The sequence below is a fragment of the Sphingobium amiense genome, assembly GCF_003967075.1.
In the GTDB taxonomy this organism is placed as follows: Bacteria; Pseudomonadota; Alphaproteobacteria; order Sphingomonadales; family Sphingomonadaceae; genus Sphingobium; species Sphingobium amiense.
Map to the genome: position 1 here is coordinate 4,036,784 of NZ_AP018664.1, position 22,031 is coordinate 4,058,814.

A 22,031-nucleotide genomic window follows, 5' to 3' on the forward strand; every position below is an offset into this window, starting at 1 on the left:
TGGAGCCTGTCCCTTCGAGGGTCAGAATGTTACTCCGACCCGCGCATAATAAAAGCCCCCGGTCAGGCCGAATGGCGCGAACAGGCCATATTTGCCAAGGCCGGTATTGGCCTGAATGACGCCGATCGGATCGGGATAGACGTCGAACAGGTTGTTGGCCCCCACCGCCAGATTGACGGCCCGGTTGACCTGCACGGATATGTCGAGGTCCGTGACCCATTTGGGGCTGAAGGTCCGGTCATCCGCCGTCGACGTCTGGCTCGCGCCCGCTTCCGTATAATGGCCAAAGCGGGTGACGCGCAGCCCGGTCTTCACCGGTCCTGCGGTCCATTCGCCGTTCAGCACCAGCTTGTCGCGCGGCGTGGCGCTGGTGAGGTCCGACCGCGCCTGCCGGCCGAACAGGATCGTGTTGGTGAGGTTGGCCGGATTGGCGGCGACGTTCAGGATCTTCGTCCTGTTGTAGCTGTAGGCCGCGCTGAAGCGGAAATCCCCCAGGGCGGCGGAGCGCAGCGAATATTCCGCGACGACATCGACGCCCCGCGTCCGGGTATCGACGCCGTTGATGAAGAATTGCGCGCTGCTGATGCCGGGCACGCCCCGCTGGGCCAGGATGGCGGTTACCGCCGGACTGGCCAGAATCGCCTTGGCTTCGGCGCTGTTGAGAATTTCGGTTTTCACGATCCGGTCATCGATGCGGATCTGATACCCGTCCACGGTCAGGCGAAAGCCGCCGGATTCGAATGTCGTGCCCGCCGTGAAATTCAGCGACTTTTCCGGCTTGAGCGGCTTGGCGCCGAAAAAGCCGGCGATGGGATCGTTGGGCGCGAGGAACTTGACCAACTGGGTCACGAAATCGCCGTTGATGACGAGGCCGGTATTCTGGGAGGTCGAGAAGCCCTGCTGCGCCAGCGACGCAGCGCGGAAGCCGGTGTTGACGCCGCCCCGGATCGCCCAGCCGGGCAGAATTTCGTAGCGCGTCGAGAATTTGCCGCTGACCGTGTCGCCCGAACTGTCGCTATAATGTTCGACCCGGCCCGCCAGCCCCACATACCAGGATGGAGTGACGTTCGCACCCACATCGACATAGGCGGCGATATTGTTGCGGGTCAGAACGAAAGCGTCCGCCGGCGTCGTGCCCGTGAACGAGACGAGGCTCGCCGCCGGTCGCTGGCCGCCGAACTGCAACTGGAAGGGGGTCGTGCCCCTCGGAATGACATAGCCGCCATCGCGATAGCTGTCCGGCTCACCCGCCTTGTTCTGGAACCGCTCCCGTCGATGCTCCACGCCGAATGCCAGCGTCAGCGGCTCGGCGAGGCCGATGTCGAAGGTCCGGCTGAAATCGGCATTGTTGACCCACAAGGCGGAAATCTGCTTGCCCATGAAGAAGCTGGTCTTGCTGCTCGGCCCCAGCGAGGGATTGAGCGTATCGACCGCGCCCAGCTTCACATGGTCCTGGCCGTAGCTGCTGCTGACATCGACATCGAGACCCCACAGGGCCGTCCGCAGCCCGGCCGTCGCCTGAAAATCGGTTTCCCAGATGCGCCGCTTCGCGAGGAAGCCGTTCGGATAAAGTTCGGGCAGGGAATTGACATTGTTGGCGTTGAACTGGCCCCGGCCGTCCTTCACGTCGCGGTGGCTGAGCGTCGAAAAACTGTAGAGCGTCGTCTGCTCGCTGATCGGGAGTTCCGCGTTATAGGAAGTGTTGACGATATAATCGCGGTTGGTGCGGCCATAATTTCCGGCGCGGTTCCGGTCGATCGTGGCTTCGCGTGGGTCGCGCGATCCATCGGCGAGGCGGGGATAGAGATCCACCGAATCCGCGACGATGGCGCCCGAAGGGTCTGCGCGGTCATGATATTTGGCCTCAGCCGCGAAACGGATGAAGCCGCCGTCCGCGCCCAGCCGCGTGCCATAGCTCAACGCCTGCTGGAACAGTTCGCCACCCTTTTCATAGGTGCTGCCTGCGGTGGTCGTGAACGCGCCGCCTTCCGGAGAGGTGTCGAGGATGAAGTTGATGACGCCTGAAATGGCGTCGGAACCATATTGCGCCGCCGCGCCATCGCGCAGCACTTCCACCCGGCCGACCGCATTGGTCGGCAGCAGGTCGATGTCCACGGGCGTGCTTCCCCCCGACACGCGGGAAAGATTGTTGATGAGCGATGTCGTATGCCGCCGCCGGCCATTGACCAGTATCAGCACATAGTCGCCCGAAAGCCCCCGGATCGAAATCGGCTTCGCTGCGGACGAGGTGCCGCCGCCCCCGAGCGCGGGCATGGTGAGGGACGGGATGATGTTGCCCAATATGTCCTTGAGGCCGGTGCGCCCCGTTGCCTGCAATTCCTGCGGCCCGATGACGTCGATGGGGACGGGGCTGTCAGCAACCGTCCGGGGGCGGGCGCCGCGAACGCCCGTGACGACGATGGCCGCCCCGTCCGCCGCTTCGTCAGCCGCCTGGTCCGGCACGGCCCGACTGTTTTCCTGCGCCCGGACCGGCCCGGCCACGAGTATGAGCGCAGATGAGGCGAGCGCCACTTGCTTTAACGACAAGATCATAATTCCCCCACGAAATGATGTAAATTTCCCGCTTTCGTAAAAAGCGTCGACGCAGGGATATCAATCAACAAAATCTGTTTCGTTCGCGCGATATGATTTCGGCCATATTTGATAATATCGTTAGGACCATTATTTGATAATTATATGAGAATTGCTCATATGGATATTTATAATCAATATATAGTTGGATATGCCGATTTAAACGACCTTCATCAGGTCGTAGGCAGACGCGATTTCTGCGAGCATGACGTGTCCCATCTTATTGAGGACAGACGATCATCCCGCGATCTGACAGGTCCGTCAGGCAGGCAGAGGCCGTGTGCATGGGGCTGGCGACCGTCGCGGACGCCGACATGTCATCCGGCAAAGATCGAGATGAGCCACCCATGCTGGATACAGGGCAGAAATTCGACGTCATCGTCATCGGCTTTGGACCGAGCGGGGCCACGCTGGCGCATCTTCTGGGGCTGTCCGGCCTCAGCGTGCTGGTTCTGGAACGCGATGGCGGCATTTATAACGTCCCGCGGGCGGTGCATTTCGATGATGAGGTGATGCGCGTTTTCCAGACGATCGGGGTTGCGGATGCAGTCGCGGAAGAGGCTCGGGTCAATGTCGGAATGCGCTTTGTCGATCCGGACGGCAATCTGCTGCTCGACTGGTCGCGGCCGCAGGACATCGGCCAGCATGGATGGCATGCGAGCTACCGTTTTCACCAGCCGACGCTGGAGGCGGTGCTCAACGAGGGGATAGCAAAATATCCGAACGTCCACCTGCGCCGCCGGTGCGAGGCCTTTCTGGTCGAGGACCGGGGAGACGAAGCCCTCGTCCGCTATGAGGATATGGCGACGGGCAGAATCATGGAGGCGCGCTGCGCGCATGTCGTGGGTTGCGACGGCGCCCGATCCCTGCTGCGCCGGTTCATCGGGTCCGGGATGGAGGATCACGGCTTTCACGAAAAATGGCTGGTCGTCGATGTCCTGCTGAACGGCGAGAGGCCGGATCTGGGTGATCATTCGGTCCAATATTGCCACCCGGAACGGTCGATGACCTATGCGCGGCAGCCGGGCAACCGGCGGCGCTGGGAAATAAGGCTGCTGCCCGGCGAGCAGGACTATTCGATCGCCAGGCCCGATCAAATCTGGGCGCTGCTGTCGCGCTGGATCGGGCCGGACGAAGCGGAAATCGAGCGGGTTGCGGCCTATACTTTTCATTCGCTGGTGGCGGAGCGGTGGCGGGACGGGCGGCTCTGGATCGCGGGGGATGCCGCCCATCAGACGCCCCCGTTCATGGGGCAGGGCATGTGCGCGGGGATTCGCGACGTCGCCAATCTGGCGTGGAAGCTGGTTCGCTCCGTCAGGGGCGAGGCGAGCGAGGAACTGCTCGACAGCTACCAGTCGGAGCGCAAGCCCAATGTGACCAGATATATCGTCACGGCGGTCGGGCTGGGCGGCCTGATCAACGCCAGCGATCCCGGCGCTGCGCTGCGGATGGCGCAGTCCTCCGGCGAGAGCGGCGGCAGGATGAAGAGCCTTGTCTCCGAACTCGGCCCCGGTCCCGGCGCCGGTCCCCATCGCGGGCGCATATTCGCGCAAAGCAGGCTGCGCGACGGACGCCGGATGGACGATGCGGTCGGCTATGCCATGGCGCTGGTCGCGGATGCCGAACTCGCCCGAGAGATCGGTCCGGTCGCGGGCCTGCAGGTCATCACCCCGCAGGATGCGCCGGGGATCGGGGAGGAGCTGTCGCGCCTTGGCGTTCGCGCGGCACTGGTGCGGCCCGACCGCTATATTCTCGCAACCGCGACCAGCGGGCCTGAGCTGACCGCGCTGCTCGCGACGCCCGCCATCGCAGCGCTGCTTGCGCCGCCGCCTTCGCACGCCGCTGCACCGGAACCCCGCCGGGTTGCCGCCGGCGCGCATCGAGCCATCTGACGGAGAAGAAGAATGAAACTGGCAACATTGCGCTCCCCCTCGTCGCGCGACGGCGATCTGGTGATCGTCAGCCGCGACCTGCGCCGCGCCGTGCGCGTTCCCGATATTGCAGCCACGCTGCAACAGGCGCTGGACGACTGGAGCCGAATGGAGCCGCTGCTGCGCGTGCGGGCCGGGGCGCTTGAAGCCGGGACGATCGACGACGCTTTCGATTTCGACCCGACCGCCGCCGCCGCCCCGCTCCCGCGCGCCTATCAGTGGTGCGACGGCTCCGCCTATCTCTCGCACGCTGAGCTGGTGCGGCGGGCGCGCAACGCCGAAATGCCCCAGTCGCTCTATCATGATCCGCTGATCTATCAGGGCGGGGGCGACAAAATGGCTGGCCCGCGCGATCCGATTGTGATCGCCGACGAGGCGTGGGGGATCGACCTGGAGGCCGAAATCGCGGTCATCACCGACGATGTTCCCATGGGGATCGGCGCGGACGAAGCGGCCGGGCATATCCTGCTGGTCACGATCCTCAACGATGTCAGCCTGCGCAACCTCATCCCCGGAGAACTGGCGAAGGGGTTCGGCTTCTTCCAGTCGAAACCAGCGACGGCTTTCGCGGCCGTGGCGGTCACGCCCGATGAACTGGGCGAGGCATGGGACGGGCGCAAGCTGACCCTGCCGCTCAGAAGCTGGGTGAACGACCGCTGGCTGGGCGAACCCAATGGCGGTCACGACATGAATTTCGATTTCGCAACGCTCATCGCCCACGCGGCGAAGAGCCGGGAACTGGGCGCGGGCACGATCGTGGGTTCGGGCACGGTGTCGAACCGGGACCGGGCGGCCGGATCGTCGTGCCTCGCCGAAGTGCGGATGCTCGAAACCATCGATAGTGGCAAACCCGCGACCGAATTCCTGCACTTCGGCGACCGGGTGAAGATCGACATGACCGATGCCGATGGCGCGAGCATTTTCGGCACCATCGAACAGACCGTTGTCCGCTACGAGCCGGCAGGATGACAGGCGGCGAGATCATCGGACTGGGCTATATCGGCGCGCGCACCCCATCGCTGGGGGACTGGCGGCAGTTCGGCACCCATCTGCTCGGCATGCAGGTGCAGCCGCTGTCCGGCGGGCGGATCGGCCTGCGCATGGACGATGCGGCCCACCGCCTTGCCGTGCGCGAGGCGGCGGGCGAGGGGGTCGACTATTATGGCTGGGAGGTGCGCGACGCACAGGCGTTGCAGTCGCTCGCGGCCCGGCTGGAAGCGCAAGGCCATGCCGTTTCCGCCATGCCGCCCGCCCTTTGTGAAGAGCGGGGCGTTGCGGACGGTTTTACGACGACCGATCCGGAAGGAAATGCGCTCGAATTTTTCCATGGCCGCGCTCTTGCCGACACCCCGTTCGCGCCGGGGCGGCCGATCGAGGGTTTTCGCACCGGCTCTCTGGGCATGGGACATGCGGTCCTCAACGTCCGCCGGATCGAGCCGCTGCTGCCCTATTATCGCGACCTGCTGGGTTTCCGGCTGAGCGACTATACGCTCGCGCCGTTCAAGGCCTTCTTCTTCCACGTCAACACCCGCCATCACAGCCTTGCGATGATCGAGAACGGACATGCCGGGATGCATCATCTGATGGTCGAGCTGGACGGTTTCGACGACGTCGGGCAGGGCTATGATCTGGCGCAGGGCGAGCCGGGGCGGGTCGCCGCCACGCTGGGCCGGCACTCGAACGATCATATGACGTCCTTCTACATGCGGACGCCCTCGCGCTTCCTGATCGAATATGGCTGGGGCGGACGGGACATCGACCCTGCCCACTGGCAGTCGAGCGAGATGCGGTGCGGCCCGAGCCTGTGGGGCCATGATCGCGACTGGCTGTCGGATGACATGAAGGCCGAGGCGCGGCGGCTGCGGCTGGAGGCGGCAAGGAATGGCATGCGCGCGCCCCTGCGGCTTTCGTCCGTCGCGGACGGGAGCAGGTAGATGCCACTGCGTTTTGCCGAGACCGCCACCGAATATCATCGCGCGCCCCTGACGATCCGCCACCTCCTCAACGGCGTGGTGGCAAAGGCGGGGGATCAGCGCATCGTCTATCGCGACCGGGCGGACATCGACTATCGCGAATTTGTCGGGCGCGTCGGGCGGCTGGCTTCGCTGCTCGAAGCGGCTGGCGCGACGCAGGGCATGACCGTGGCGGTGATGGACTGGGACAGTCACCGCTATCTGGAGGCCTATTTCGCCGTGCCGATGATGGGCGCTGTGCTCCAGACCGTGAATATCCGGCTGCCGCAGCCGCAGATCGCCTATACGCTGCAGCATGCCGAAGCGGAAATTCTGATCGTCCACCGCGATTTCTTCCCCATCGTCGAGGCGCTTCGATCCCGGTTGCCCCGGCTGAAGGCGATCGTCGCGATCATGGACGGGGCGGGCGACGCCCTGCCTTCATGGTGCATCGGCGAATATGAAACGCTTTCCGCCGCGGCTTCGCCCGATTATCCGTTCGAGGATTTCGACGAGAATGCCGTCGCCACGACATTCTATACCAGTGGCACGACCGGCAATCCCAAGGGCGTCTGTTTCACCCACAGGCAGCTCGTCCTGCATACGTTGGCGATCAGCGCGCCGTTCGGCGCTTCGGATGCCGCGCCGTGGATCGGCGTGGGCGACGTCTACATGCCGCTGACGCCGATGTTCCATGTCCACGCATGGGGTTTCCCCTATATCGCGACGATGCTGGGCCTGAAGCAGGTCTATCCCGGACGCTATGAGCCGGCGACGATCTGCGCGCTGCGCGAAACACACGGGGTCAGCTATTCCCACTGCGTTCCCACGGTGCTTGAGATGGTGCTGAACAGCGCCGAAGACAGGGGCGCGGACCTTGCGGGCTGGAAGGTGACGATCGGCGGTTCCGCACTGACGCGAAGCCTGCTCGCCAGGGGGCAGGCTCATGGCATGCGGCTCGGCGCGGCCTATGGCATGTCGGAAACCTGCCCGGTCGTGGCGGTCGCCGGACGCCGGGAACTGCCGGGCGACGAGGGCGGGGCGGGGATGCCGGACCCGCTGAGCCTTGCGGGCGTGTCGGCGCCGCTGGTCGAGGTGCGGATCGCCGATGAAAATATGAACCCCGCGCCGCACGATGGGCGGACGCGTGGCGAGGTGGTGGTGCGGTCCCCGTGGCTGACGCCGCTTTATACCGGCGACCGGAAGGCGACGGACGCGCTGTGGCGGGGCGGCTGGATGCACACGCAGGATATCGCCACCATCGACCCGTGGGGACAGGTGCAGATCCGGGACCGGCTGAAGGACGTAGTCAAGACGGGGGGCGAATGGGTGGATTCCCTCCAGTTGGAGGAACTTGTCGCCACTGGCGAGGGGATCGCAGAGGCCGCCGTGATCGCGGTGCCCGACGTCAGATGGGGCGAGCGTCCGCTGGCGGTGGTGGTGGCTGCGCCCGGCTGCGTCCCGACGCTCGACAGCATCAACCTTCCCGTCGATTTCGCCATCGCAGACGGGCGTATCACGCGATATGCGAGACTTGACCGGTTTGCGGTGGTGGACCAGCTTCCGCGCACCAGCGTCGGGAAGATCGACAAGAAGCTGCTGCGTGCCCGCTATGCGGAAGACGCGCCATCTTCCTGAACATGACAGATCGAGAAGAGCTGCCCGCGCGAGGATATGCCGAGTTTCTGATACGCCCTCTGTCGATAGGTCACGACGCTGTTGGCGCTGACGCCGATATGCTCCGCAATCGCCTCGGCTTTCCGGCCCGCGAGCATACCAAGGCACACCTGCCTTTCCCGTTCGGACAGAACCGCGAGCGGCAGGGGAAATGCGGGCGGTTTGAGCCGCGCGAAATGCGTCGCCAGCATCCGGCCGATCAACTGATATAGTTCGGCCGGAACATGATCGAGCGCGATGGGCGACGCGGAACGGGGATCGCGGGCCAGATAGAGGTTCAGGATCATCCGGCGTGAATCCTGCGCCACCAGGATCGCGGTCTTAGTGCGAAAGCCGGGCGCGCCGAAGAACATCGAGACATAATTCTCGTCCAGTTCCGGCAGGAGCGATTCCAGCCTGACGACGGCGCATTCGCCATCGTCCATGGCTCTGGCGCGCCGGAACAGCGGGTCTTCCCGAAACCAGCCGTCGACATAGGCGGCGGCCAAGGTGCCACCCTTTTCCTCCGACAGGAAATTCCGGCTGAGCAGGCAACTCGCCCGGTCCGCTTCATAGCTGAAAGCGGTGACCTGCGCGGCGCCGACCTGCAGCACGAATTCGAGGAAGTTGTCGGTGAATGCATCGCGCCCTATCGAAGACACGCATTTCGACAGGGAATCGAGCAGACGCCCGTCGAAGGAAACCAGCCCGGAGGGGGCGCTCGTCTGCGTCGCGATGGCCATCGACGCGTCATACAAAATCGCGGCTGCCTTGCCCATCCTCATCACGCCAGCCCTAGCGCGCCATAAACCGCGCGATGCAACACATCCCGAGGCATGTCGGCGGCAGGCGGAAAACGCTGCGTCATGAACACGACGCTGAGATCATGCTTCGGATCGACCCAGAAGGTCGTGCTGGACCCGCCGCCCCAGCTATATTCTCCGGGGAAAGCGGGCACGCCGTTCGCGGGCGGGCGAAGCACCACCGAACCGCCGAAGCCGAAGCCCATTCCATCGCCCGCTCCGCCGAGACCCCATTTCACAAGTTCGGGCAGCTCATCGAGCTGATCGGGCCGGAGGTGACTGGACATCATCGCCCGCACCGACTCCGTCGACAGGACGCGCGCGCCCTCCAGCTCGCCATCGCGCAGAAGCATTTGGGCGAAGCGGCCATAATCGTCGATCGTGGAGACGAGGCCGCCGCCGCCCGCCAGCCCCGGAACCGGCTTCAGCCGGGGGCTGTCAGCGCCGCTCTCGGCCAGTTCAAGGCCGCCGCCTTCTGTCGGACGATAGAGGGACGTGAGCCGGTGAGCCTTGTCCGGCTCGACCCAGAAGTCGGTGTCATGCATCTTCAGCGGATCGAAGATCCGCGTCCTCAGAAAATCGTCGAGCTTCTGCCCGCTGACGCGCTCGATCAGGATGCCCGCAACCTCGAAGGACATGCTGTAATGCCATCGCGTGCCGGGTCGCGCGAGGAGGGGAAGCTGGCCCAGAGCGCGCGCAAGGCCATCGAGACCGCCGAACTGAGGATCGTAGCGCCAGCGGTCGAAATTGATGCCGGGGTCGGCAGCGTAGAGCGCGCCGACCGGCGTGCCCGACTGAAACCAGTAGGAAAATCCGGCCGTGTGCGTCAGCAGATGTCTGACGGTCGGGGCTTGGGGACCGGAGGAGTCACCGGCCCCCTCGCTGTGAACGCGCAGATCGGCGAACTCCGGAATATGATCGACGATGGAGTCGTCCAGACCGAGCGCCCCGTCGTCGATCAGAACCATCGTCGCCGCAGCGATGACCGGCTTGGTCATCGAAAAGAGCCGGAACAGCGAATCCCGCGCGATCGGCGTGCCGGCGGCGAGATCGCTGAAACCCGACTGGTGGTAGAATATCTCCCGCCCCGAACGATGGATCGCGACATTGGCGCCGGGCACCTGCCGCGAAGCCACCAGTTCATCGAGCAAAGCGGCTACCTTGCCAAAATCCGCACCCGCTGTTTCACTCGCCATGATTTGTCCTTTTGGTGTGTCAGAACTTCACGCCGAGCGTCACGCCATAGGTCCGGGGCGCGCCGAGGTGGCGGAACACCCCCTGATTGGCCTCGCCGATGCCGGTGGCATAGACTTCGTTCGTCAGGTTCTTGCCCCACAGGCGCACGGAAAGATGGTCGCTCGGCTCGGTCCACTGAACGGACGCGTTGAGGAGACCATAGGAAGGCTGAAAGGCGAAATTGTCGGCGGACGCATACCAGCGGCTCGAATAGGAATAGAGGACGCTGAACGCCAACGCGCCCTGCGCCAGCTCCGTCTTGTAGTTCGCGCCGACATTATAGGACCATGTCGGCGACTGGCCCACCCGATTGCCTTTGGCGGAAAGGGTGCAGAAACTTCCCGGCGCGGTGACGCAGCCATCGAAGCCGTTGAAATAGGGCGCATTGTCGTAGGAACTGAACCGGCCGTGCAGATAGCCCAGACCGCCGTTGAGCGACAGGCCATGACCCAGAACGAGGTCCGCGTCGAAATCGACGCCATAGATTTTGGCAGCCGCGCCATTGCCGATCAGGCTGTTGCCCCCGGCATAGTTGGTCACCTGTATATTGGAATAATTGTAGTGGAATGCGGCGATGTTGAGCCTCAGCCGCCGGTCCAGCAGCTCGGTTTTCAGGCCCACCTCAGCCGCCTTGATCTGTTCGGGCCTGTAGGGAGGGTTCGCCGACGAGTTCAGATTATAGCCGCCGCTCTTGAAGCCGGTATTGTAGCTCACATAGCCGAGAATATCGGGCGTGAACTTGTGATCCAGCGCAATGCGATAGTTGAACCGGGTAAAGTCGATCTTGCCGGGAAAGCCCGAGCCTGCCGCGGGCAGGGGATGGACCGCCGCGATGACACCGCCCGCAACGATGCTTTCCGTTCCGCCTATCGTTCTTTTTTCATAGGTGAGGCGTCCGCCCAGCGTCAGGGTCGTGTTGTCGAGTATCTCATAGCTGGCCTGACCGAAGGCCGCAGCCGATCGGGTCGTCACCCGGTTGTTCAGGAGGATGGCGGCAGGCACGCCGGGAATGAACGAGACCGGGGCGGCCAGTTCGATGCTGACATTCTCATACCCGTCCCTCGCAGAGAAGAGATAGGCGCCCGCCACCCATTTGAGCGGCCCGCCGGACGTGGATGAGAGCTGGAATTCCTGGCTGAACTGTCTCGCGCGAACCGGGCCGCCATCGGCGCCGCAGCAACTGATGAGCTGCACCGGCGTCAGATCGAGATCCAGTTCGAACATATATCTGCTCTTGCGAAAGGCCGTGATGCTCTGCAGCGCCACGTCGCCCAGATCCTGATTGATCTGGAGCGAGATGCCGCCCGAGCGCAACCGGCTGTCGCCCTGCACATTGCTGTTGGTGTCGAAAGGACCGCCGAGCGGGAAGGGACCGCCGAAAAAGGGATTGTTGAAGCTCTGCGGATAGCCCGGATAGGCATGCTGCACATCGGCGGCTTTCCGGTCGGCATAGTCGATGGCGAAGCGTATCTTCGTCCTGTCGCCCGGTTCGAACAGCAGCTTGGAGCGAACCGCAAAGTCGTGATCGGTGCGGTTGACGTCGCGGCCGTTGAACAGGTTGGTGCCCCAGCCCTTGCCCTGATGTTCGTAACGCACCGCCAGATCGGCGGCCACACCGTCCGCCAGTCCGGCGCTCAGATAGGCATTGGCGGTGACTGTCTCGTAATTGGCGTAGCTCAGGTCCAGCGCCATCGACGGATCATATCCGGGGTCTTTGGTGATGACATGGATGAGGCCGCCCGTGGCGTTGCGCCCGAACAGCGTGCCCTGCGGGCCTTTGAGTACTTCCACCCGCTCGATATTGTTGAGCGTGAGCAGGGACGACGTGCCGCTCGCGATATAGACGCCGTCGACATAGAGAGCGACCGGATTTTCGACGCCGGGTCCGGAAAAGTCCGTGCCGACGCCGCGAATGTGCGGCTGGATGGTGCCGGCGACCTGCGTCAGGGAAAGGTTCGGCGTCACGGTGCCCAGATCGGCCGCGCTGGTGATCCCCGCCGATTCCAGCCGTGCCGAGGTGACGGCCGTGATCGCGACCGGAACATCCTGAAGATTTTCGGATCGCTTCTGGGCCGTGACGACGATGTCTTCCAGACTGCCGGTCGCGCCGGCATTGTCCTGCGCGAACGATGGGCTGGCGCCGATCGCGATGGGCGCAGCCGTCATAAGAAGCGTTGTGATTTTGCGAAACATCGTCATCCCCTCATTTTCCGACTTCTATTATCCGCGCTGGCGGCGCGACCCCGACGGTGCATGCGGTTTCGACCGCGGTCCTGCACGCATCGGTTCGGTCGCTGGTTTGCCTCAACCGGGCAGGACCGTCTGTCCTCAATTAGAAGGGACAGACTGTCGGGCCGTGAGGGGCTAGGTCTTGCAGGGTCGATTACCGCGCCGTCAGACGGACGCGCGCCAGATGGAGGAGGATGCCGGGTGTCGGAAAGTGCGGCCGAACTGACGAAGGAAGCGGAGGCCGACCTTGGCGCAGTCACCTATCCATTGCCCGAAGGCATCATCGTGGAGCGCGATGTCCGGGTGCGCATGCGCGACGGCGTGCATCTGGAGGCGACGGTCTATCGGCCCGAGAAAGAGGGCCGCTACCCCGTCATCATGTGCGTCACCGCCTATGGCAAGGATTTCGGCCCCGCCGACTATTCGACCCTGCCCAAGATCAAGGCGGCGGGCATGGCGGTCGGCACCATGCATATTTGCGAGGTTACGACCTGGGAGGGGCCGGACCCCGGCTTCTGGGTGCCGCATGGCTATGCGGTGATGGTCGCCGATCCCCGTGGCTATTATGGATCGGAGGGGGAACCCGGCGTCTATTCCGAGGAAGACGCCCACGACTATGCCGAACTGATCGAGTGGGCGGGAGTTCAGCCGTGGAGCAACGGCTCGGTGGGCCTTCACGGCGTATCCTACCTTGCCTGCAATCAGTGGATGGTCGCATCGAAGACGAAGCCTTCCCATCTCAAGGCTATTGTGCCGTGGGAGGGGGCGAGCGATTTCCTGCGCGACGTCATGGAGCCGGGCGGAGTGCCGGAAACGCGCTTTCTGGGCGGCTATTATGCCGGTTCGCTTGCACGCGGCGCGGGCATGGGCATCGCAGAGACAGGTCCGGCGATGATGGACCGCGCCGCGCGCAATCCGTTCGTGCTGGAGAATATCGACGTGCCCGCGCTCATCTGCGCGTCCTGGTCGGACCATGGCCTGCACACGCGCGGGTCGGTCGAGGGCTTCGTGCGTATCGCCTCGGATCAGAAGTGGCTCTACACGCATGGCGGCAACAAATGGGAAGTCTATTACAGCCCCGATGCGGTCGAATGGCAGAAATCCTTCTTCGACCATTTCCTGAAGGGCGAGGATAACGGCTTTCAGGATCGTCCGCGCGTCAGGCTGGAAGTGCGCGACACGAAGGAACGGGTCGAGGTGCGCGCCGAGACTGCCTGGCCGATTGAGGGCACGAGGTTCACGCCGATGTATCTCGATCCGGCGGGCAAGGCGCTGACATCCTCGATTCCGGAAGATGCCGCCCGGATCGAATACGACGCCGAAGCGAAACAGTCGGTGGAGTTCGACCTTATCTTCGACCGGCGCACGGAAGTGACCGGCCCCATGGTGCTGAAATTGTGGGTAAGCGCGAAGGACGCCGACGATCTGGACCTGTTCGCGGCGGTCCGGAAATTCGACGCCAGCGGACAGGAAGTGTTTTTCTGCGGGAAGGACGGGTTCCGGTCGGGCGTGGTGGCGCTCGGCTGGCTGCGCGTGTCGCGACGCCACCTCGACCCTGTGCTGTCGAGGCCGTGGCGGCCTTTCCAGAGCTTCGAACGGACGGAGAAGGTGCGGCCCGGCGAGATCGTCCCCGTCGAAATGGAGATTTTGCCTTCCAGCACGCTGTTCGAGGCGGGCGAGACGCTCCGGCTGGCCATCAGCGGCCGCGACATCCTCGAATTTTCACGCTTCGGCCATGACGACAGCGTGAACAGGGGGCGGCACGAAATCCATACCGGCCCGGACCATCCTTCCCATCTGCTCGTCCCGTTCATCTGATCGGCGGCGAGCGACTGGGAGGCGGGGCCAGAAGCCTTGCTGCGATAGACCTGCCGATGCTCGATGTGAAATTGCCCAGAGGCTGCGATGAGTGACCGAATGATAGAACGGATTGTGCTGAACGGCGCGGAACTCGCCTATTCCACCTATGGCGTGGAGGGGGGCAAGGAAGCGCTCCTTTTCGTCCACGGTTACGCAATGCGCGCGACGGGGCCGCTTTACGGGGAACTGCTGACGGCGCTGTCGAAACGCCATGCGGTCTATGCGCTCGATCTGCGCGGCCATGGCGCCTCAAAGGACTCATGGGCGAACTGGTCGTTCGAAACGCTGGCCGACGACATTGTCGCCTTTGTCGAAGCGCTGCGGCTCGACCAGCCGGTCTTTGTTGGCCATTCCTTCGGCGCCCCGGTCGGCCTTTTCACGGAAATCCGCCATCCGGGCACGTTTTCGGCCTTCTGCCTGCTGTCTCCGGGGCCGGCGGATCACCGGCGCGATCCGGTCGATGCGCTCAAATTCATGATCGAGAACGGTCGCAGCCGCGACGTCCTGCGTCCCGGATTCGACCGGATGTTCGTGCATCGCCCGAGCGCATCGACCGAAGCCACGCTCGACGCTGTGACCCTGCTGGACAGCGGCGTCCATCTGGCGCTTCAGGCGGCCAATCCCCTGTTCTCGATTGACGATCAGCTCAAGGATGTGGCCGCGCCTGCGCTGCTGATCTGCGGAGAGGCCGATACGGTCGTCCCGCCCGCCATCCAGCATGACATGGCGCGCAAACTGCCACGGTGCAGGGAAGTGGTCCATGCGGCCGAAGGGCACATGCTCCCGATCGAGAGCGCGCCGGTCGTGGCCGGAGACATCGCGGCGTTCCTCGCCGAATTTGCGCGCGATCCCCTTTCGTCCTGACTTCGCGTCCGCAGGCGGGCGAGCAGCGCTTATGGCGGCGGAGCGCCGTATGTCGCGCCAAGATAGTCGGCGATGCGGTCGGCGTCGGCCGGCTCGATGGGCGCGCCGTAGACCTTCACCATCTTCGCGACGCCATCCTTCCAGAACTGGGCGCCCTTACCGCGAGGCTGGGTGGTGATATAGTCGAGCGAATGGCATGCGGCGCAGGTTCCCGCCGTCAGATCCCGGTCCCGCCCCGGCAGCAGTTCCACCGCATCGTCGGCGGGAATCGGATAGTTCATGCCGCTGGTCGCGGTGGCGGACGCGATCCCGGTCAGGATCATGAGGAAGGTCGGACCCGATCTCATAGCGCGTTCAGTTCCACCCCTTCGACGATATTGCGCATATATCCGGCGGGCTGCCATCGCTGCTGCATCGGCTGGGTTTCGCCGCTGCCGCTGGTGGCGCGGACGAGAATGCGGTGCGCGCCCGGCTCTAGCGTCATCGGCGCCGACCATGACCGGAAGCTGTAGCGGCCGAGATCCCGGCCTAGCGACGCGGCGATCCATTCGCGGCCGCCATCGGCCGACAGCTCGACCCTCGCTATGCCCGCCCCGCCGTCGAAGGCGATGCCGGACAGAAGGTGAGGCTGCCCCGCCTCGATCCGCGCGCCGTCCCTGTGGCTCGTCAGGAACGACCGCACATTGAGGCGTCCGATCGGGCGTGTGCGGTCGGGCTTCGTGCCCGGCGCGACGCAGGCGCAGTCATTTTCGGGAATGCGATAGGCCGTGTTCATCCAATATCCGTCATAGACCGCATCGACGACCTGGATGTCATGCAGATGCTTGACCCAGTAAGTGCCATAATAGCCAGGCACGACCAGTCGCAGGGGATAGCCATTGAGGAATGGCAGGTCCGCGCCGTTCATCTGCCACGCCAGCATCACCTCGCCATCGCGCGCATGGTCGATGTCCAGCGCCTTGATGAAATCGGGGACGCCATCGGAAGGGGGATTGTCGAGGCCGTTGAACGTCACCTGCCGCGCATTGGCGCGAACCCCGGCGCGGTCGAGCAGGGCGCGGAGCGGCACGCCTGTCCATCGGGCATTGCCCATCGCCCCGTTGCCCAGTTGCCCGCCGCCCACGCGCGGGTCGGAAAAGCCCCTGCTGTTCCCCGAACATTGATTGACCGCGACGATTTCCTGCGCCGGAAAGTCCCGTTTCAGCTCCGCCAGCGACAGGGACAGCGGCCGCGCCACATGGCCGCCCAGTGTCAGGCGGAAGCTGGCGGCGTCGATGTCGACCGGCAGATCGGACAGATGATAACGCACGAAGAAGGCGTCGTTCGGCGTGATCGGCCCCTCCGCGAAAATTTCGAAGGGCGTTTCCAGTTGCGGCGGGCGGGCGGTGAGGCGGATGAGGGGCCGCTTCTGCGGGTAGGCGACAAGCGGACGCGCCCCATTGGCGAAGGGCAGGACGATCTCTCGCGCCGCGGCGCGTGCAGCGGCCCCGCCGGACAGACTTCCCGCAATGAGGCCAGCGACAAGGCTGCGCCGATCAACTTCACGCAAGAGCTTCTCTCCAGAAACGCAGCCGATTTATCCATATGCGCGGAGGTTTCAATATGCTCCTTGAGCTTCATCGGCCAATAGTTTTCAGCGCCTTCGCGGCGGCGATGGCCGCCCATGCTGCCGCCATGCCGCGCCGACGATGAGGACGTCGCACCGGCGCGTCTGCGCTTCTTTCATTCCGCCGCGATGGCGACGGGCGGCTGGGCGTGGCGATGCTGCGGCACCGGCAACCCCAGATGCCCGCGCAGCGTGTCGTCCGCATAGTCGCTGCGGAAGAGGCCGCGTTCCTGAAGGATCGGCACGACCTTTTCCCGGAACAGGGCAAAGTCGCGCGGGCGCGTGACGCGGAGGTTGAACCCGTCGGCCGCGCGCCCGGTAAACCAGCGCTCGATTTCGTTCGCCACCGTTTCGGGCGATCCGACGAAGGGCGAGGTCCACTGGCCGAAGCGATAGGCCGCCTGACGTAGCGTCAGCTTTTCTTCCGCCGCGATGCGGATGACGCGTTCGGCCCCGCCCTTGTAGCTGTTGAGCGTCACGCCCGACAGATCGGGGAAGGGGGCGTCCAGTTCATATTTCGAAAAATCGTGATAGTTGAAAAAGCGCCCGACCTGCGTCAGCAGCTTGTCGATGCTCAGCGCGCCCTGCGCCGCTTCGGCGACGGCGCGCGCTTCCTCGTCGGTCTCCGCGATCGTGGGAACCAGCCCCGGCATGACGATGATATGATCGGGGTTGCGCCCGAGCGCCGCCGCCCGCGCCTTGAGGTCCGCATAATAGGCACTGCCGCTTTCGAAATCCTGCGACGCGGCGAATGTTCCCTCGGCGATTGCCGCGCCCAGTGCGCGGCCCTCGCTGCTGTCGCCGGCCTGAAAGATCACCGGCTGCCCCTGCCGCGACCGGCTGAGCGCCAGCGGACCGGCGACGGAGAAATGCGTGCCCTTGTGATCGAGCCGGTGCTGTTTCGATTTGTCGAGGAAAGTGCCGCTCGCCCGGTCGCGCGGGAAGGCGTCGTCCTCATAACTGTCCCACAGACCCTGCACCACCTCCACGAACTCGCGCGCGCGGGCGTAGCGCACGCCATGTTCGAAATGCGCGTCACGCCCATAGTTCAGCGCCGCGCCTTCAAGGCCCGTGGTGACGACATTCCATCCCGCGCGGCCCCGGCTGATATGGTCGAGCGACGCGAACTGGCGCGCGACATTATAGGGTTCCCAATAGGATGTGGTGAGCGTGCCGACGAGGCCGATGTGCGATGTCGATGCCGCCACCGCCGACAGCAGCGTCAGCGGCTCCAGACGGTTGAGGAAGTGCGGCGCGGTGTCGGGCGTGATGTAGGGGGAATCGACGATGAAGATGAGGTCGAACTTCGCCGCCTCGGCAAGGCGCGCCTGCTCGATATACCAGTTGATGTCGATGCTGGCGTTGCCCGGCAGGTCCGGGTCGAGCCAGCTATGATGATCGGCCCCGACTCCTTCGAGTATCGCGCCCAGATGCAGTTGCCGTTTGGCCATGTCGATCCTCCAATATCCACTGGCGGACGAGGATAGGGAAAGGGACGGTCCGCGAATAACAAGAGCTGCTCAACAACCGCTGAATTTGTTCAAAGCCAGTTGGACGGGGAGGGAATATGGTGGGGATGGCCCGCCCGTGCCGTGCTCTATGGGCGTCCTGCCGATGAGCGGTTTTCCAGTCCTCATCAGCAAAGCTCAACCGTTGAGCAGATTTCCGTCCTGCCCCAGCAAATGTCATTATAAATTCTCTACTGAATTAGTAGTAGTTCATCCCAAGGCGTGAGCCGTGGGGGGTTCGACAGTTCAGATGAGGCACGAGAGAGGTGCGGTCCTCAGTCTGACTGCGCGAGTTGCCGCCCCTGACGCGCGGCGCCGGAGGCCTTAAGCCAAGAAGGATATAATATGCCGGTCATCAACCGGGCATGGCTGCGCGCGGCCACGGCCCTGCCTGTCGTTTCGCTCGCTCTCCTGTCGACCCACCCGGTGTCGGCCGCAGAGCCGGCAGCCCCCGTGGACGCGCCCGACGCGGGCAGCGGTCTGGGCGACATCGTCGTCACCGCCACGCGCAAGGAAACCCGGCTGCAATCGACCCCGGTCGCGGTCAGCGTGATCGACGAGACATTTCGCAGCAACCAGAATGTCCTGACGGCCCGCGATCTGGCCGGGCAGATACCGGGCCTTTACACCCCGACCACGGGCATCACGCCGCTGACCAACACCTTCTTCATCCGCGGCATCGGCAACAGCGATCCGATCTTCGATCCGACCGTGGGCGTCTACATCGACGACGTCTATCTGCCGCGCGCGATCAACGGCATGTCGGACCTGACGGACATCGAGCGGGTCGAGGTGCTGCGGGGGCCGCAGGGCACGCTGTTCGGCGCAAATTCGGCCGGCGGCGCGATCCGCTATGTGACGCGCACGCCGGGGGACACGCTCGATCTGCGGCTCGACGCGGGCTATGGCAATTACCAGACCTTCAATGCCCATGCCTATGTCGCGGGTCCGCTGGTGCCGGGCCTGCTCGCCGCCAGCATCGCGTTCGCGCATGACGAGCATGAAGGCTATACGTGGAACCCGTCGCTCCGGCGCCGCGTCAACAACCAGAATACGGACGGCGGGCGCATCAAGCTGGTCTTCACGCCGTCCAGCACTTTGAAGGTCACGCTATCGGCTGACGGCACGGTCGACCATTCGCAGGCCGCGCAATATGTCGCCACCACCTACAACGCGACCAACCCTGCCCTGAGCGGCCTTGGCGCGATTACGGGCGGCACGCTGTTCAGTCCGACCCAGTTCTCCACGTTCAGGAACAATGTCAGCTACGCCGGGCGATACGGGATCAACCGTTCGCACTCCGGCGGCATCACGGGCCGCGTCGACTATGATCTGAACCCGCATCTGTCGATTCATTCGATCAGCGCTTTGCGCGGCTTCGATCAGGACCCCGTCAATTACAATAATGACGGCCAGAACCGGCTTCCCTACAACAGCGCCCAGCCCCGGCGGATCGACATTTCCGACAATTATATCGTCTACAAGCAGAAGAGCTTTACGCAGGAACTCCAGTTGCAGGGCGACTGGAACCGCTTCGATTTCACTGGCGGCCTCTATTATCTGTTCGAAAATTTCCGCAGCAACCGCATCGGCTATGTCACCGGCCTGCCTGCGTCGGACACGGCGCTGCCCGCTGCGCCCTTCGACCAGATCGGCAAGACCATCACCCGCAATTATTCCGCCTATCTTCAGGCCAATTACCGGCTGACCGACCGGCTGACACTGACGGCGGGCGGACGCTATATCAGCATACGCCGCGCCTTCGATTTTCAGGGCGTCAATTACGACCTCGACGGCAATCCGATCGACCCGACGCTCTATCCGCAGGTCCGGACAGGGGGCGCAATCCCGACGCTGGGCGTCAATGTCGCCGCGTCTCAGGTCAATTTCACCAACGCGGGCGTGCTCAACAGGAAGACCTGGCATGCCTTCACGCCCAAGGCGGGCCTGTCCTATCAGGTCACGCCCGCCATTTTCCTGTTCGCAAACTATTCCAGAGGTTTCGACGCGGGCGGGTTTAACAATCGCGCCCTCAATGTCGCCACGGCGTTGCCCTACGCGCCGGAAACGGTGGACACATTCGAAGGCGGCTTCAAGAGCGACTGGTTCGACAGCCGCCTGCGCATCAACCTGACGGGCTTTTATAACGACTATAAAAATCTCCAGACGTCGGTATCGGCCTTCAGCCCGATTTCCGGCACCTATGTCAGCACGCGGGGCAATGCGCCATCGGCCCATACCCAGGGCTTCGAACTGGAAACGTCGGCGCAGCCTGTCGACAATCTGTCGCTGGCGTTCAACGTCACCTATCTCAAGACACGGTTCGACGATTATTCGGCGCCCGCGCTCGGCACCATTCCTGCTTATAATTACACCGGCAAGGCGTTCTCCGGGCAGCCTGAATGGCAATATTTCGCGTCGGCGGATTATGGCATTCCGATCAGCGGCGTCGGCACGATCAAGCTGGGCGGCAGCGTCAACTGGCAGACATCCTATTTCTCCGACCTGCTCAACAGTCCGCAATATCGGATCGGCGACAAGCATTTCGTCAATGGCTTCGTCGGCTTCACGACGGCGGACGGGCGATGGGATTTCACGCTGACCGCCCGCAACATCGGCAACGCCTTCTATTTCTCGACACTCACGCCGGTCGGCACGCCGCTGCGGGCCGGGCCATTTGCCGGAACGCAGCTCGTGCAGGGCGCGCAGAATGCGCCTCGAACCGTGTTTTTCAAAGTGGCCTATAAATATTGAAGGATCACATCGACCTCAGGAGGCTTCGCCCGTAAGGGCGGAGCCGTCAGGAGCCGGTCGGAAACGGCGGGCGTTGATAGGTCAGCGCCGGAACCGATGCGCCGGGCGTCCCGATCGCCGCGCGGTCGTAGATCGCGGCGGCAACCGGGCTGCGTCCCAGCGTTTCGGAGGCCAGTTGCAACAGCAGCAGCGACCCCAGACCCAGCCACCATGCCGGGTGCACGCGGCCGTAGCGCAGCCTGTCCCTTATGATGCCCACAACCGGAAATGCGATCATCCCGACGAAGACTGCGGTCAGCGTCGAGTACAGGAATATGGGCGCAGGCACCAGGCGGCCGAAAGACGGCCCCATGATCGCCGCCATGCCGCACAGGATGAGGCGCGGGTGCCATTCACGATCACGCCGTTTGACAACGCCGCCGATCAGCAGTGCCGCGAACAGAAGCACGCTGAGCGGGTTCATCAGCAGGAACTGGGCGGGCAGAAAGAAGAACGGCACCGCCGCCTTCTGCACGCTCCAGAGCGTCGTCAGCGTTCCGACGACGACCATGGCCAAAGCCCAGCCCACCGCTACCCAGCCCAGTTTGCGATGAAGGGCGAGCGATCCGGTCCCTGCAAGCGAGACCTGAGTCATGAACAGCATGACCCAGCCCATGAACAGGATCGCGTGGACATGCACATAGATGGGAGCGTGGAAAGACGATACGCCCATGACCGCGAACAGCGAGAAGCCGCAGATATTGAGCAGCGCCATGACGGCCGCCATGATGACGTAAAATCGCGTGTCGGCGGCCAGGACCGGATTCCTCGAAATCGCTAAAGCCATCCCACTTCACCCCCCGGCGGACGAGACCTCATCTTGTCGCCGGCAGATACAATATTCGCGGTCTGTTTGGAAGCGGATCGCTTCGCACGTCTGATCCCGTCCGCCGTGCGGGCGCTGTGAATGCAGTCGTCGGGCGTGGTGCGGCAAACGGCGGATCTCCGCCGATGCTAGAGAAACTCGCTGACGGTGTGACAATTGGACATCCTGATGCGGC

Annotated in this window: 15 protein-coding genes; 7 read left to right on the forward strand and 8 right to left on the reverse strand. The window is 63.9% G+C overall.

Going from position 1 to position 22,031, the window contains the following annotated elements:
• Positions 1–21: 21 nt before the first annotated feature.
• Positions 22–2,502, reverse strand: a complete 2,481-nt coding sequence (locus tag SAMIE_RS19370; protein ID WP_232037311.1) for a TonB-dependent receptor plug domain-containing protein — start codon at positions 2,500–2,502, stop codon at positions 22–24.
• Between the two features lie 437 nt (positions 2,503–2,939).
• Here SAMIE_RS19370 and mhpA point away from each other — a divergent pair, with 437 nt between their 5' ends.
• The 4 genes from mhpA to SAMIE_RS19390 are packed head-to-tail and all read left to right on the forward strand — an operon-like array spanning position 2,940 to position 8,113.
• On the forward strand, positions 2,940–4,484 hold the full coding sequence (gene mhpA, locus SAMIE_RS19375) for a bifunctional 3-(3-hydroxy-phenyl)propionate/3-hydroxycinnamic acid hydroxylase MhpA (RefSeq protein WP_066696805.1): 1,545 nt from the start codon (positions 2,940–2,942) through the stop codon (positions 4,482–4,484).
• 12 nt (positions 4,485–4,496) lie between these two features.
• On the forward strand, positions 4,497–5,492 hold the full coding sequence (locus SAMIE_RS19380; RefSeq protein WP_066696314.1) for a fumarylacetoacetate hydrolase family protein: 996 nt from the start codon (positions 4,497–4,499) through the stop codon (positions 5,490–5,492).
• Complete coding sequence (locus SAMIE_RS19385; RefSeq protein WP_066696324.1) at positions 5,489–6,457, forward strand: VOC family protein; 969 nt, start codon at positions 5,489–5,491, stop codon at positions 6,455–6,457. Before SAMIE_RS19380 ends, SAMIE_RS19385 begins: the two co-directional genes overlap by 4 nt.
• Positions 6,458–8,113: a fatty acid--CoA ligase gene (locus SAMIE_RS19390; RefSeq protein WP_066696327.1), complete on the forward strand. Its 1,656-nt coding sequence runs from the start codon at positions 6,458–6,460 to the stop codon at positions 8,111–8,113.
• On the opposite strand, the gene SAMIE_RS19395 is transcribed toward SAMIE_RS19390, so the two are convergent.
• Genes SAMIE_RS19395 through SAMIE_RS19405 form a run of 3 tightly spaced genes read right to left on the reverse strand, consistent with a single transcriptional unit; the run spans position 8,086 to position 12,336 of the window.
• On the reverse strand, positions 8,086–8,916 hold the full coding sequence (locus tag SAMIE_RS19395) for a helix-turn-helix transcriptional regulator (protein ID WP_066696330.1): 831 nt from the start codon (positions 8,914–8,916) through the stop codon (positions 8,086–8,088). The two genes, SAMIE_RS19390 and SAMIE_RS19395, sit on opposite strands and share 28 nt — an antisense overlap.
• Entirely contained in the window at positions 8,916–10,130 is a 1,215-nt protein-coding gene (locus SAMIE_RS19400) for a serine hydrolase domain-containing protein (RefSeq protein WP_066696332.1), read from the reverse strand. The genes SAMIE_RS19395 and SAMIE_RS19400 overlap by 1 nt, the downstream gene beginning before the upstream one ends.
• Before the next feature lie 19 nt (positions 10,131–10,149).
• Positions 10,150–12,336, reverse strand: a complete 2,187-nt coding sequence (locus SAMIE_RS19405) for a TonB-dependent receptor (protein WP_162849100.1) — start codon at positions 12,334–12,336, stop codon at positions 10,150–10,152.
• Positions 12,337–12,600: 264 nt separating this feature from the next.
• On the opposite strand from SAMIE_RS19405, the gene SAMIE_RS19410 reads away from it, so the two are divergent.
• A complete protein-coding gene (locus SAMIE_RS19410; RefSeq protein ID WP_066696338.1) occupies positions 12,601–14,217 on the forward strand; it encodes a CocE/NonD family hydrolase in 1,617 nt (538 codons plus the stop codon).
• A 99-nt stretch (positions 14,218–14,316) separates the two neighbouring features.
• Positions 14,317–15,123 (forward strand): alpha/beta fold hydrolase, encoded by an 807-nt coding sequence (locus tag SAMIE_RS19415; RefSeq protein ID WP_066696341.1) that lies wholly within the window; start codon positions 14,317–14,319, stop codon positions 15,121–15,123.
• Between the two features lie 29 nt (positions 15,124–15,152).
• Here the strand turns inward: SAMIE_RS19415 and sorB are convergent, their stop codons facing one another.
• From sorB to SAMIE_RS19430, 3 genes are all read right to left on the reverse strand, one after another.
• Positions 15,153–15,470, reverse strand: coding sequence for a SorB family sulfite dehydrogenase c-type cytochrome subunit (gene sorB / locus SAMIE_RS19420; RefSeq protein ID WP_232037312.1), 318 nt, complete (start codon positions 15,468–15,470; stop codon positions 15,153–15,155).
• Positions 15,467–16,672 (reverse strand): SorA family sulfite dehydrogenase catalytic subunit, encoded by a 1,206-nt coding sequence (gene sorA, locus SAMIE_RS19425; protein WP_066696343.1) that lies wholly within the window; start codon positions 16,670–16,672, stop codon positions 15,467–15,469. Before sorA ends, sorB begins: the two co-directional genes overlap by 4 nt.
• A gap of 173 nt (positions 16,673–16,845) precedes the next feature.
• On the reverse strand, positions 16,846–18,180 hold the full coding sequence (locus SAMIE_RS19430; protein ID WP_066696345.1) for an LLM class flavin-dependent oxidoreductase: 1,335 nt from the start codon (positions 18,178–18,180) through the stop codon (positions 16,846–16,848).
• Positions 18,181–18,582: 402 nt separating this feature from the next.
• On the opposite strand from SAMIE_RS19430, the gene SAMIE_RS19435 reads away from it, so the two are divergent.
• Positions 18,583–20,991, forward strand: coding sequence for a TonB-dependent receptor (locus tag SAMIE_RS19435; protein WP_126516906.1), 2,409 nt, complete (start codon positions 18,583–18,585; stop codon positions 20,989–20,991).
• 46 nt (positions 20,992–21,037) lie between these two features.
• Here SAMIE_RS19435 and SAMIE_RS19440 read toward each other — a convergent pair whose 3' ends face one another.
• A complete protein-coding gene (locus SAMIE_RS19440) occupies positions 21,038–21,817 on the reverse strand; it encodes a hypothetical protein (protein ID WP_066696347.1) in 780 nt (259 codons plus the stop codon).
• Positions 21,818–22,031: the final 214 nt, after the last annotated feature.